Origin of the sequence: Candidatus Njordibacter sp. Uisw_002 (assembly GCF_047730155.1) — a bacterium.
Taxonomy (GTDB): Bacteria; Pseudomonadota; Gammaproteobacteria; order Pseudomonadales; family Balneatricaceae; genus Njordibacter.
The window spans coordinates 694,246-707,678 of the sequence record NZ_CP159832.1 but is presented as its reverse complement, the minus strand read 5'-3'; the positions used below and the strand labels follow the sequence as shown (position 1 = coordinate 707,678).

At 43.5% G+C, this 13,433-nt stretch carries 10 protein-coding genes; all 10 read right to left on the bottom strand.

The window, feature by feature from the left end; translation table 11 throughout:
* Positions 1 to 9: 9 nt before the first annotated feature.
* On the bottom strand, positions 10 to 2,721 hold the full coding sequence (gene secA, locus ABXT42_RS03445; protein WP_443629434.1) for a preprotein translocase subunit SecA: 2,712 nt from the start codon (positions 2,719 to 2,721) through the stop codon (positions 10 to 12).
* 153 nt (positions 2,722 to 2,874) lie between these two features.
* Complete coding sequence (lpxC, locus tag ABXT42_RS03440) at positions 2,875 to 3,789, bottom strand: UDP-3-O-acyl-N-acetylglucosamine deacetylase (RefSeq protein WP_443628973.1); 915 nt, start codon at positions 3,787 to 3,789, stop codon at positions 2,875 to 2,877.
* 121 nt (positions 3,790 to 3,910) lie between these two features.
* Positions 3,911 to 5,074, bottom strand: coding sequence for a cell division protein FtsZ (gene ftsZ / locus ABXT42_RS03435; RefSeq protein WP_443628972.1), 1,164 nt, complete (start codon positions 5,072 to 5,074; stop codon positions 3,911 to 3,913).
* A gap of 89 nt (positions 5,075 to 5,163) precedes the next feature.
* On the bottom strand, positions 5,164 to 6,387 hold the full coding sequence (gene ftsA / locus ABXT42_RS03430; protein ID WP_443629433.1) for a cell division protein FtsA: 1,224 nt from the start codon (positions 6,385 to 6,387) through the stop codon (positions 5,164 to 5,166).
* A gap of 162 nt (positions 6,388 to 6,549) precedes the next feature.
* The gene (locus ABXT42_RS03425) at positions 6,550 to 7,281 is read right to left on the bottom strand and encodes a cell division protein FtsQ/DivIB (RefSeq protein WP_443628971.1); all 732 of its coding nucleotides are present in this window, start codon (positions 7,279 to 7,281) and stop codon (positions 6,550 to 6,552) included.
* A gap of 5 nt (positions 7,282 to 7,286) precedes the next feature.
* Positions 7,287 to 8,255, bottom strand: a complete 969-nt coding sequence (locus tag ABXT42_RS03420; RefSeq protein ID WP_443628970.1) for a D-alanine--D-alanine ligase — start codon at positions 8,253 to 8,255, stop codon at positions 7,287 to 7,289.
* On the bottom strand, positions 8,248 to 9,654 hold the full coding sequence (gene murC / locus ABXT42_RS03415) for a UDP-N-acetylmuramate--L-alanine ligase (RefSeq protein WP_443629432.1): 1,407 nt from the start codon (positions 9,652 to 9,654) through the stop codon (positions 8,248 to 8,250). The genes ABXT42_RS03420 and murC overlap by 8 nt, the downstream gene beginning before the upstream one ends.
* 34 nt (positions 9,655 to 9,688) lie before the next feature.
* The gene (murG, locus tag ABXT42_RS03410; RefSeq protein ID WP_443628969.1) at positions 9,689 to 10,774 is read right to left on the bottom strand and encodes an undecaprenyldiphospho-muramoylpentapeptide beta-N-acetylglucosaminyltransferase; all 1,086 of its coding nucleotides are present in this window, start codon (positions 10,772 to 10,774) and stop codon (positions 9,689 to 9,691) included.
* Positions 10,771 to 12,060, bottom strand: coding sequence for a putative lipid II flippase FtsW (gene ftsW, locus ABXT42_RS03405; protein ID WP_443628968.1), 1,290 nt, complete (start codon positions 12,058 to 12,060; stop codon positions 10,771 to 10,773). Before ftsW ends, murG begins: the two co-directional genes overlap by 4 nt.
* The gene (gene murD, locus ABXT42_RS03400; protein WP_443628967.1) at positions 12,057 to 13,412 is read right to left on the bottom strand and encodes a UDP-N-acetylmuramoyl-L-alanine--D-glutamate ligase; all 1,356 of its coding nucleotides are present in this window, start codon (positions 13,410 to 13,412) and stop codon (positions 12,057 to 12,059) included. The genes ftsW and murD overlap by 4 nt, the downstream gene beginning before the upstream one ends.
* Between the last annotated feature and the right edge of the window lie 21 nt (positions 13,413 to 13,433).

Here is a 13,433-nt window from a genome sequence, read left to right as displayed (position 1 = left end):
ACTTTTTAGTTAGGTAAGTTTACCGTGACACTGCTTATATTTCTTACCCGAACCACAAGGACAAGGTTCATTACGACCTACCTTCGAGGGCGGGACACCGGTAGAGGCTGCTTGTGCTTGTTGCTGCGCACCTGTTTGAGCTAATGCTTGCTCATGACGATACTGCATTGCTGCTTGCGCCTGTTCTCGTTTCGTTCTCTCCTCTTCCTCCACTTCTGCTGGAGATCGAACTTGAACGTTACTTAAAATACGAATAACGTCTTCTTTTATAGAAAAAAGTAGATGTTGAAAAAGGTCAAAAGATTCTCGTTTGTATTCTTGCTTAGGATTTTTTTGTGCATACCCACGTAAATGAATACCTTGGCGTAGCATATCCATAGTTGCTAGGTGCTCTTTCCAGCGAGAGTCAATCACTTGTAGCATCACTTGTTTTTCAAAACCACGAATAGTGTCAGCCCCTACTACATCAGTTTTGGATTGATAACTATCACTTAATTGAGTTTGAATTTTATTACGTAAAATTTCTTCTTCTAGACGATCGTCTGCATCAAGCCACTTTTGAACAGGTAGCTCCATACCAAATTGCTTTTTAAGCTCAGCTTCCAAACCATCTATATCCCATTGTTCTGCAAGGCTTTGCGGTGCAATAAATAGATCAATCGCGCTGTCTACCACTTCATAGCGCACGTTAGTAATCACATCAGCGATGTCATCTGTTGACATTAACTCATTACGTTGATCATAGACCACGGTGCGTTGGTCGTTAGCTACGTCATCGTATTCTAGTAGTTGCTTACGCATATCAAAGTTACGACCCTCAACCTTACGCTGAGACTTTTCAATAGCATTTGATACCATTCGATGCTCAATAGCTTCGCCTTTCTCCATACCTAACTTTTGCATCAAGCCTTTGATACGCTCTGGTGCAAAAATACGCAATAAATTGTCTTCTAATGATAAAAAGAAGCGCGAAGACCCTGGGTCACCTTGACGACCTGAACGACCACGAAGCTGATTATCTATCCTTCGAGACTCATGACGCTCTGTGCCGATAATATGCAGGCCACCAGAGGACAATACTAAGTCATGACGTACTTTCCAGTCTGCTTTAGCCGCCTCTATTTCTACTTCACTAGCGTTTTCACCCAAAGCTTCTAGTTCAGCTTCTAGCTTGCCACCCAAAACAATATCAGTGCCTCGACCGGCCATGTTAGTGGCAATAGTCACGGCACCAGGACGACCTGCTTCGGCAATAATGCTTGCTTCACGCTCATGTTGCTTAGCGTTAAGCACGTTGTGAGGCACGTCGGCATCAGTTAAGGCTTGAGAAACCATCTCTGACATTTCAATAGACGCCGTACCCACCAAAACTGGACGCTGCTGCGCCACACAAAGACGTATATCTTCGATAATGGCCGCAAATTTTTCTGGCATCGTCAGATAAACAAGGTCATTCATATCCTTACGTTTGACATCAACGTTGGTAGGAATAACCAATACATCCAAACCATAGATTTGATGTAATTCAAATGCTTCAGTGTCTGCAGTACCTGTCATACCTGCAAGTTTTTCATATAAGCGGAAGTAGTTTTGGAAAGTGGTAGACGCCATAGTCTGGCTTTCTTTTTGAATACTCACACCTTCTTTTGCTTCGATGGCTTGGTGGATTCCTTCTGACCAACGACGGCCCGCCATAGTGCGGCCGGTATGCTCATCAACAATTACCACTTGGTCATCTTGAACAATGTAGTCCACATTGCGAGAGAAGATTACATGGGCTTTAAGTCCCGCATGTACATGATGCAATAATGGGAGATTGGCCGCAGCATACAAGCTTTCACCTGACCCTAAAAGGTTTGCACCAATTAACAGCTCTTCAACAAATTGATGCCCTCCTTCGGTAAGCTCAATAGTTTTGTGAGATTCATCAAAAGTATAGTGACCAGTAGGCTCTTCATCACCCTCTATTTTTGGCTGAACCTCAAGCTGTGGCATTAAACCGTTGATAGTGAGATACATCTGAGTGTTATCTTCAACCGGCCCAGAGATAATCAAAGGGGTACGCGCCTCGTCAATGAGGATCGAGTCAACTTCATCTACAATGGCATAATTAAGGGGGCGCTGTACTTTATCTACAGCACTAAATGCCATATTGTCTCGTAGGTAATCAAATCCAAACTCGTTATTAGTACCGTATGTCACGTCACAGGCATATGCTTCGCGTTTTATGTTACTGTCTTGGCCTGAAAGAATAATACCCACAGACAAACCCAAGCCTTCATAGAGTGGACGCATCCATTGGGCATCGCGCTGAGCTAGGTAATCGTTCACGGTAACTACGTGAACTCCATTAGCTGAAATGGCGTTAAGATAAACTGCAAGTGTAGCAACTAGAGTTTTACCTTCACCTGTGCGCATCTCAGACACCTTGCCTTGATGCAAGACAATACCACCAATCATTTGCACATCAAAGTGGCGCATTCCCATCACCCGGACTGAAGCCTCGCGACAAACGGCAAACGCCTCAGGTAGTAGATCATCTAAGCTTTCACCAGCATCAAAACGTTGATTGAATTCTGCTCGCTTGGCTGCAATCTCAGTATCTGATAATGACTGATAATCACTTTCTAGTTTATTGATATTACTTACAATTTTATTAAACCGTTTTACTTCACGATCATTTTTACTGCCAAAAAGTGACTTTAGAATTTGTACCATTATCTTATCTTTTTATATGCGCTGGTGCGTTTGTTAGGGTAAATGAGACGTCTATTATCTCTACTATTACTATGGGGCCTTAAGCCATTTTTCAAAGGCCTGAAACGTAAAAAAGCTGGAGTTCTTTTGGAACACCAGCTTTGTCGTTATTATTTTTTATGCTATAGCAGCCGCTTGACTCATATAAGCGATGGGAGAGTCTAACTCATCATCAAATGTAACGACTTCCCAAGCATCTTCTTGGGATAATAGTTCCCTTAGCAGCATATGATTCAAACCATGCCCAGACTTATGACCTTCAAACTTGCCAATGAGACTGCGTCCCAATAAGTATAAGTCTCCGACAGCATCTAATACTTTATGTTTTACAAATTCGTCCTGATAACGCAAGCCGTCTTCATTTAAAACGCGATAATCATCTACGGCAATAGCATTGTCTAAGCTACCACCTAGAGCTAAATTTTTAGACCGAAGGTATTCAAAATCCTTCATAAAACCAAACGTGCGAGCACGGCTCACTTCTTTTACATAAGAAGTGCTAGAAAAATCCAAATGGGTAGTGCAATTACGGCTTTCAAACAATGGGTGATCAAAATCAATAGTAAAGCCTACATGAAAACCATTAAATGGCTCCAAGGATGCAGTTTTATCATCCTGACTGACACTGACAGACTTTTTAATACGAATGAATTTTTTCGGTGCGTTTTGTTCTTCAACACCAGCAGACTGTAATAGGAATATAAATGGTGCCGCACTACCATCCATAATAGGCACTTCTTCGCTGCTTAATTCGACATAAGCATTGTCTATGCCAAGCCCTGCGAAAGCTGACAAAAGATGTTCAACCGTACAGACTCGGACACCATCTTTTACTAGATTGGTAGATAGTGTCGTATCACCAACGTTTTCGGCGGTCGCGGCAATCGACACGACAGGATCAAGATCAGTTCGACAGAATACGATGCCCACATTAGCTAGTGCAGGTTTCAATGTCAGATAAACTTTTTTACCCGTATGAATACCAATTCCAGTGGCTCTAATAATATTTTTTAATGTACGTTGTTTAACCATTATGTCCTAGCCCTACACGCGGGGTATCCGAAAATGTAGCAAAAAAATCTTTATTTAAGGCTGATTAACTACCCATTACAGGTTATACGTTAAAACTTGGACCTAAGCCCAAGCCAAAATTTTAATCAGCTTGACGTCGTAAGAATGCTGGGATGTCTAAATAACCAATATCGCCTGCAGTGCTATTAGATGCATCAGCATCAGATTCGCTCAAATTCACATCCCCTGCTAATGGGTCTTTCACCGCTGGCAGTTCCATTTGATCGATGGTTGGGCGTCTCTTAGGGTTATTGACCACAGCTTTTACCAATGGTTCAATCTTTTCATACCCATGACCTAAACCTGTAGCAACTACCGTCACTTTTAACTCATCAGACATTTCTGGATCAATCACCGTACCAATTACCACTGTGGCATTGTCTGACGCAAATTCCTCTATAGTATTACCTACTTCTGAAAACTCGCCCAAATTCATATCTAAACCAGCGGTGATGTTAACTAAGATGCCCTTTGCACCCCGCAAATCAACATCTTCTAATAATGGACTACGCACTGCAGCTTCCGCAGCTTCACGAGCGCGATCTTCTCCACGAGCAACGCCCGTACCCATCATAGCCATACCCATTTCCGACATCACTGTACGCACGTCTGCAAAATCCACGTTTATCATACCGGGGCGAGTAATAAGGTCTGCAATACCTTGTACCGCGCCAAGTAGCACATCATTTGCAGTGCTAAAAGCGGTAAGAAGGCTACAGTTTTTACCCAATACTGGCAGCAGCTTTTCATTTGGAATAGTAATTAATGAATCCACATGCTCTGCTAACTCTTTAAGGCCCTGCTCTGCAATAGCCATACGCTTACGCCCTTCAAAGGGGAATGGCTTGGTTACAACGGCCACTGTTAAGATGCCCATCTCACGAGCAACTTCGGCCACGATTGGAGCAGCACCAGTACCTGTGCCGCCACCCATACCTGCAGTGATAAAGACCATATCGGCCCCTTGCAAAATACTTTCTATTTGTGCGCGATCCTCAAGAGCTGCCTCACGACCAACATTAGGATTAGCGCCAGCGCCTAGACCTTTAGTTATTTGAGCACCTAATTGAATCACTGAGCGCGCTTCCATGCCTCTCAAGGCCTGAGCATCTGTGTTCGCACACACAAATTCAACGCCATCGATTTCACTGGACAACATGTGACTCACAGCGTTGCCGCCGCCACCACCGATACCAATTACTTTAATGATTGCATTTTGCGGCACGTTATCTACTAATTCGTACATCGCCTTGCTCCTAGTCTAATTTATTATTTTCTGACACGAAATTGATCGACATCAGACTTCACTTAGATAGCCACTTAAGTGACTTATCTTTAAAAATTCGATTTAACCCACATTTTAAACTTTGTTAACCATTGGCTCGTATCCAGAGAAAGATTCATTCCCTTAGCCTGTGGAGCCTGATTACTAGGCCCAGCTTGCTGGGCATAATTTAATAGGCCAACACAGGTAGAATAAGTTGGATTATCTAATAATCCACTAGGGCCCTTCGCTTTATGTGGCCTGGCTAACCTAACTGGCATATGGAAAATCTCTTCCGCCAATTCAACAGCGCCTTCCATCAATGCCGTGCCACCTGTCAAAACCATACCAGCTGCGATCAAATCTTCATAACCACTGCGTCTTAGCTCAGATTGAACAAGGGTATATAGCTCTTCATAACGAGGCTCTACTACTTCGGCCAGGGCCTGACGTGAAAGGTCTCTAGCAGGCCGATCACCTACACTTGGCACTTTGATACTTTCTGACAAATCAGTTAATTGGGCCAAGGCGCAGGCATACCTTACTTTCACATCCTCTGCATGTACTGTTGGCGTGCGCAAAGCCATCGCAATATCATTAGTTACCTGATCACCTGCAACAGGTATGACTGCTGTGTGGCGAATGGCACCTGCAGTGAACACAGCCACGTCGATCGTGCCACCACCCATATCTACTAAACACACTCCTAATTCTTTTTCATCATCAGTGAGCACTGCATAGCTTGAAGCAAGCGCATTGAGCACTATATTGTCTAATAACAAACCACACCGAGTGACACATTTTTCTATATTTTGAGCTACGTTTAACGCACAGGTGACAATATGCACTTTTACTTCCAACCTAACACCAGACATACCAAGTGGGTCTTGAATCCCCTCTTGGCCATCAATCACGTATTCTTGCGGCAAAATATGTAAAATCTTTTGATCTGAAGGAATTGCTACTGCTCGAGCAGCTTCGATGACTCTCTCCAAGTCCAGTTCAGATACTTCACCAGCTTGTATTGCCACAATACCGTGTGAATTCATACTGCTGATGTGATTACCACCAATGCCCACGGTAACCGTATTTATTTTGCAATCTACCATCAATTCAGCTTCTTCGATGGCGCGCTTTACCGACAATACTGTAGACTCAATATTGGCTACGATGCCCCGCTTCAAACCGCGAGATTCTTGTGCACCAATACCCACAACGTGAAGCTCGTTATCATCCCCAAACTCGGCCACCATAGCAACCACCTTAGAAGTTCCAATATCCAACCCTACCACCATGGGCTTAATTACTAAGTCTGCCAACCAATTTCTTCCTTATCATTACATTTTTCAAACAAGCAAAATAAGCCATTTAAAGTGACTTAGATTATCCCACACTTTAGCTCTTAAGTGGTGGATTAATCAGTAAAAAGTGTCGTTTTTGCCACTAAATCTATTACCCTAACTAGCGTCTTTCCACGCTACAGATACACCATGAACATAGCGACCATCTATACGTTCAATCATGTGCGCTTTCGTCACGAAATAACTATGATACACCTTCATTAATCTCTGCAACCTAGGCAACACTTGGTCGCGGCCAAGCACTAAAATAACACTGTTATCCAAACGCAACTCAACAGCACCACGACGCGCCATTGTCATTTGGTCAATGACAAGATCGTCTCGACCCACTAACCAGCTCATTTGTCGAAATAACTCACTCATAACCCATGCACTATCAAGAGGCCCCTCTAATACAGGCAACTGCTCGGCCTCAACGACCTGACTAGGATCTACCAATACAACTTGACCTTTATGATTGACAAAACCACCATCATACCAACGCGCCATAAAGATTTGTGGTGATACCTCTACCATTAACCTATTGGGCCACACCCTACTCACTTTTGCATCACTCACCCAAGGATGACTTTCTACCTCAAGTCGAATTTGCTCTAAGTTTGCTCCAAAAAACGAATCTGGCAAATGGGCATTCAACTGGCTTTGTAGTGTAACTTTATCTGTCGCAGGGATGTCTGCTTGCAGAACGATTTGCGCTAAAGGCCTCTGCATCCAAGGCTGTATCGCCTGCCATGTAAGCAGAAAAACTGTAAGCATCACCATAAGCAAAAGTAGTTTGGCGCCCCAACTCCAGCGACTTAACTGATCTGCCTGTTCTGCCTGTTTCATTACCATTATGCAGCCCGCGCCAGAGCTAAATTTAAAATAACCAGCGTTAATTGGGCAAAACTCAACCCAGCTGCCTTAGCCGCCATAGGCACTAGGCTATGGCTAGTCATGCCAGGAGTCGTATTTACTTCCAATAACCAATTACAACCTTGTTTATCTCGCATTACGTCAATACGCCCCCAATCCCGACAACCTAACACTTTAAAGGCGTAACCACACTCGCCTTCCATGCTCTTTTGTTGTGCCTTAGTCATGGGGTTATCAAACAAATAGCGAGTTTTTTCAGAATAATATTTAGCTTGTAAATCGTAAAAAACATTATCCGTTTCCAATCGTATCGCAGGTAAAGCCTCGTCATTAAGAATTGGAACCGTGTATTCATCCCCATCGATAAACTGTTCTGCCATCACCTCCCGATCATATTCGGCTGCATCGAGGTAGGCTTGCTTTAAACTTTTTATGGAATCAACAATGTTGATACCTAGACTTGACCCTTCATGCACTGGTTTGACCACCATCGGTAAACCAAGATGCTCAACAACTTGCGCCCAATCACTCCCATCGTTTAGCACTTCATACGCTGGCGTTTTCACCCCTTGTGCTAACCAAACTAACTTGGTCATCAACTTATTCATACCTAGACTAGATGCCAAAACATCGCAGCCCGTATAAGGGATAGACATAAAATCAAGAACACCTTGAAGCGTACCATCTTCACCACCTCGGCCATGAAGGATGATAAATGCAGCATCCATGTCAGCCTCTTGTAACTGGGCAACCTGATCCTGACCATCTGCTCCTAGGTCCAAGCCGAAGGCATCTACACCTGCACTTTTCAAATGAGTTAGCACTTGCGCACCACTCATTAAAGATATTTCCCGTTCAGCAGACGTGCCTCCATAAATGACTGCAATACGCATATTAGGCACTGTAAGTAGATGGCTCCAGCTCTGAGAAAGGTTCAATTTAGTCATTACTCACCTTTTCCTGCTGTTGCATTTTTTCTAGAAGAGCTCTGGAAATTTGCCCTATATCGCCGGCTCCCTGAGTGAGTAAAAGGTCACCATCGAGCAAAATATTTTCCAATACTGGAGCAACAGCGGCACCACGTTCTACAAAAATGGGGTCTACTTGGCCTCTGGATCTAATACTACGACAAAGGCTTCGCCCATCAGCACCGTTGATTGGGTCTTCTCCTGCTGGATAAATATCTAATAAAACCAGCACATCCACACGTGATAGCACATCCACAAAGTCTTCATATAAATCCCTCGTGCGTGAGTAGCGATGTGGCTGGTAGACCATTACTAGACGACGGTCAGGCCAACCTGCTCTGATCGCATCAATGGTGACAGAAACCTCTCTTGGGTGGTGGCCATAGTCATCAACCAAGGTTGCTGTGCCTTTTTTGGCTGGATAATCACCTAAAACTTGGAATCTTCGACCTACGCCTGCAAAATCATTTAAACCACTCACTATATGCTCATCGGCCACTTCTAAGTCTGTGGCCACAGCAATGGCTGCCAATGCGTTTTGGACATTGTGTTTTCCAGGCATATTTAATGCAATATCTAAGTCTTTATACCCTTGTCTACAAACAGTAAATGACGTAATCATGCCTCTTTGTTGAACATTGACCGCTTTTACATCCGCTTTTTCATCAAATCCATAGGTCATCAATGGCCTACTCACTTGAGGTAGTATTTCCCATACTACGGGATCATCTACACAGACAATGGCTAAACCATAAAAAGGTAGGTTATGTAAAAACTCTACAAAGGTTTTCTTTAAGCGATTAAAGTCTCCTTCGTAAGTAGACATATGGTCTGCATCAATGTTTGTTACTATCGAAGTTAATGGTTGCAGATGTAAAAAAGAAGCATCACTTTCATCGGCTTCTGCAACTAAGTATGAACTAGCTCCAAGTTTTGCATTGGTGCCTGAGCTGGTCAGTTTTCCACCTATTACAAATGTGGGATCTAATCCCCCTGCAGCCAAAACAGAAGCAACTAAAGACGTCGTCGTGGTTTTTCCATGGGTTCCCGCCACTGCAATACCATGACGATAGCGCATTAATTCAGCTAACATTTGCGCTCTTTGCACGACAGGAATACGATGAGATCGTGCTGCTATGAGCTCTGGATTTTCTTCGGTTACCGCTGTAGAAACCACCACCACGTGAGCGCCACGAATGTTCGTTTCTTGATGTCCAATAAAAATTTGCGCACCATGGCTTGATAATCTCTGCGTTACGGGGCTTACGCGTATGTCCGAACCGCTGATTTCATACCCTTGATTGAGTAGAACTTCGGCAATGCCACACATGCCTACTCCACCGATACCAACAAAATGAATGCGCTTAATGCGTCGCATTTCTGGAATGGTGTATTGATTTGGTGGGATAAATTTAACCACAAGCAATCTCCATGCAGTGCTGTGCTACAGCGTAAGAGGCCTTGGGAGAAGCGCAAGTAAGCGCTGCTTCAGCCATATTATTAAGTGTTGATGGGTGGCAATACAATGCCCGTATTTTTTCACTAAGAAGAACTGGCGATAAGGTGTCTTGGGGTAATAAAATAGCGGCGCCTGCGCTTGTTAAAACCGCAGCATTGGCAGTTTGGTGATCATCTACAGCGTAGGGATATGGCACCAATATAGATGCCAAGCCAGCATTAGCTAGCTCACTTACAGTAAGCGCTCCTGAGCGGCAAATAACTAGGTCAGCCCAAGCATACGCAAGTCCCATATCGTCAATATACCCATCCACTTTAGCCACAACTCCAGCTTCATCATAGCCATTTTGAGTCATAGTTTGATGTTTAGGACCTGTTTGATGCCAAATTGTTGGCCTGTGCTCAAGACTCAACAGCGCCACGGCCTTAGGAACCAGTTTGTTAAGAGCTAAAGCTCCTAAACTACCCCCTACGACCAACACCTTAAGGCCATCAGCTGATTTTTGTGGAGTGTTAGCAATAATATTAGATCTCAAAGGGTTACCTACAGTGATCGCCTTGTCATCAGAAAAACTCCCCGCAAATGCTTGTAATGTTCTGTTAGCAAGTGGGCGTAATAATCGATTTGTCAGCCCAGGAATTGCATTTTGTTCATGTAATATTAGCGGCACATTCAGAAGCTTTGCAGCCAACCCTCCAGGGCCTGTGACAAAGCCACCCATACCCAAAACACAGTCAGGCTTAAAGCGTCGTATTAAGCGTATGGATTGTAATAATGATTTAAATAACCGCCAAGGTGCAAACAACAATGATAGTTTCCCCTTGCCTCTTAAGCCCACCACATCAATACAATTTAATACTAAACCAGCCTCTGGTACCAAACGCGCTTCTATTCCTTTGCCAGTGCCTAGCCACTCTATTTCAAAGTTATGGCTGCATAAAATTTTAGCGGTTGCCAACGCTGGGTAAACATGACCACCCGTGCCAGCCGCCATAATAAGCACCCGCTTTGCTTCCTTTTTTAGTTGAGACTCAATCATGAATTTGTGCCTCGCTTACTCTTGTCATCGACAAACCATTGATCAACATCATCTAAACCTGGAGTGACTTGGATTAATTTTTCAGTTGTGTTGCTCGATGAGTTTTGGACCGGATATCCACCGACAGTAACTTCACTTGATAAACTTAAATAAGAGGCATTATTTTCTAAAGAAATACGCAGTAAAATACCTAAACTCCCAGCACACGCCAACATACTACTTCCACCGTAACTCACAAAGGGTAAAGTCAGCCCTTTGGTCGGCAGTAATCCTAGATTCACTCCAATGTTTATCATTGCTTGGGTGGCTATCAGCAATATTAAACCATACGCTAGATAAGCTGAAAAATGGCGACCTAAACGCTCAGATTTTTGACCTATCTGTAGCCCGCGCACTATGAGTACACCATATAGAGCTACTACGATTAAAGCACCAAAAGCACCTGATTCTTCAGCCAATACAGAATAAACAAAATCTGTGTGGGCTTCAGGTAGGTAAAATAGTTTTTGCATGCTCTGACCTAAACCTTCACCAAACCAACCTCCACGGCCAAAGGCAATTTGCGCCTGAGTTAATTGATAACCACTACCAAAAGGATCACTCCATGGGTCTAGGTACGTCATTAAACGCTTGACTCGATACTCAGCAGCAAAAATGGTCATTGCTCCCAAGGCAGCCGCAGCTAAAAGCACTATGGAGATGTGACGCTTGCGCATACCACCTAAAAAAAACATCCCCAAAACAGCACTCATCATCACCACAACTGCGCCAAAATCGGGTTCTAACAAAAGGAGTACAATAAAAGCGCCCAGCACTACTAAAGATTTGGAAAAGCCTGAGAAATTATTTCTAATGACGTCTTGTTGGCGCACTAAATATCCTGCCATGAATGTCACAACCGCTATTTTAGCAAACTCTGAAGGTTGCAAACTTAATGGTCCTACGGGGATCCATCGCGTACTACCATTCACATTTTTACCTAGCCCTGGGATCAATACGGCAACCAATAGCAACATACCCAGCAACAACAAGTATGGACTTTGTTTTTGCCACACGTGCACTGGTGTCATAAGACACATCATCATACTAAAGCTGCCCAGAATCATGAATAAAAGCTGTCGCTTGCTTTGATAAAAAGGGTCGTTAAACTTAATAGCAACGACATCCATTGACGCTGATGTAATCAATACATAACCTATGAGAGCTAACGCCAAGGCTGGAACAAATAAGACCAAATCTAACCTTTGACTCGCTACAATTCTCCACTGTTCAGATACAAGATTCATATCAACGCCCTCACCAGTTGGGAAAAATGTAGGCCTCTTGACTCAAAATTATCATAAGCATCAAAACTTGCGCATGCTGGAGATAATAATACTAAATCACCACTGACTGCATTTTCGTGTGCAATTGACACTGCCGTTTGCATATCTTTTGCATCAAAGAAGATAGAGCTATCAAATAAGACTTGTTTAATTCTTTGTGCATCTGCACCTATTAAAAGAGTTTGTTTACAAAACTTTGATACTGGCGCAGCTAAGTCAGAAAAGTCTGCACCTTTACCCTCCCCACCTGCGATCAGTATTATTTTCCCTTTTAACTCAGGCCCTAGGCCTTCTATAGCAGCCACAGTTGCCCCAACATTAGTACCTTTAGAGTCATTGATGTATGACACGCCATCGATGTTAGCCACATGCTCGCAGCGATGGGGCAAGCCTGTAAAAGTTGTTAGGGTGCTAACCATTGCATCCATTGGCAGACCTGCTGCTTCGCCAAGAGCCAAAGCTGCAAGGCCATTAGCTATATTATGGCCACCTTTTAATGCCATTTTTTTAACTGGCATAATGCAGTACATACCTTTAGCAAGCCATTTTTCACCATGCTTTGTAAGTACACCAAATTGCCCTACATCTGGTTCACCCAGACTAAAGCGTGTTTGAGTAACGGTATCTGGCACAAGAGGATTAGTAAGGGCGTCATTACCATTAACTACCACAGCTTTACATGCCTGAAAAATTCTATGCTTAGCTTGATGGTAGCCCATAAGGTTATTATAGCGATCCATGTGGTCTGCGCTCACATTAAGCACACAAGCAACACTTGCGCCTAAGCCAGTAGTAGATTCCAACTGAAAACTTGATAATTCCATCACATATAGGTCAATATTATCAGCTAACAATGACACCGAGGGCTGACCAAGATTACCGCCAATAGCTACATTGAGATTGGCCATTTTAGCCATTTCACCCACCAAGCTTGTGACCGTACTTTTAGCATTAGACCCAGTTATTGCCACAATTGGCACACAAGCTTTACGGGCTGCCTGTGCAAATAGGTCAATATCACTGCGAATAGGCACGCCGGCCTTGGCTGCTTCAACTAAAACAGGCTCTTGTAAGGATACCCCAGGACTTAAAATGATTTGGCTTGCGTTAAGGCATAAATCAAGAGCAAATTCACCTAAGTGTATCAGCGTGTTTGGCTGCTCTGATTTTAATTGCTGCAAAAATGGAGGATCTTGCCTAGAGTCAACCACGCAGAATCGCTCACCTTGACGGGCTAAATATTGAGCACAAGAAAACCCAGTGACTCCTAAACCGATAATAAGGCTGTAACGATCACTAACGATCAATGGCATTGTTGACTCTACTCCTTGGAA

What these genes read in the sequence shown, in the direction of transcription:
- ABXT42_RS03420 (WP_443628970.1), bottom strand. Translation starts at nt 8,255, where the DNA reads ATGACTAAATTGAACCTTTCTCAGAGCTGGAGCCATCTACTTACAGTG.
- ftsW (WP_443628968.1), bottom strand. Translation starts at nt 12,060, where the DNA reads ATGAATCTTGTATCTGAACAGTGGAGAATTGTAGCGAGTCAAAGGTTA.
- murD (WP_443628967.1), bottom strand. Translation starts at nt 13,412, where the DNA reads ATGCCATTGATCGTTAGTGATCGTTACAGCCTTATTATCGGTTTAGGA.
- lpxC (WP_443628973.1), bottom strand. Translation starts at nt 3,789, where the DNA reads ATGGTTAAACAACGTACATTAAAAAATATTATTAGAGCCACTGGAATT.
- murG (WP_443628969.1), bottom strand. Translation starts at nt 10,774, where the DNA reads ATGATTGAGTCTCAACTAAAAAAGGAAGCAAAGCGGGTGCTTATTATG.
- ftsZ (WP_443628972.1), bottom strand. Translation starts at nt 5,074, where the DNA reads ATGTACGAATTAGTAGATAACGTGCCGCAAAATGCAATCATTAAAGTA.
- ftsA (WP_443629433.1), bottom strand. Translation starts at nt 6,387, where the DNA reads ATGGTGGTAGGGTTGGATATTGGAACTTCTAAGGTGGTTGCTATGGTG.
- ABXT42_RS03425 (WP_443628971.1), bottom strand. Translation starts at nt 7,281, where the DNA reads ATGAAACAGGCAGAACAGGCAGATCAGTTAAGTCGCTGGAGTTGGGGC.
- murC (WP_443629432.1), bottom strand. Translation starts at nt 9,654, where the DNA reads ATGCGACGCATTAAGCGCATTCATTTTGTTGGTATCGGTGGAGTAGGC.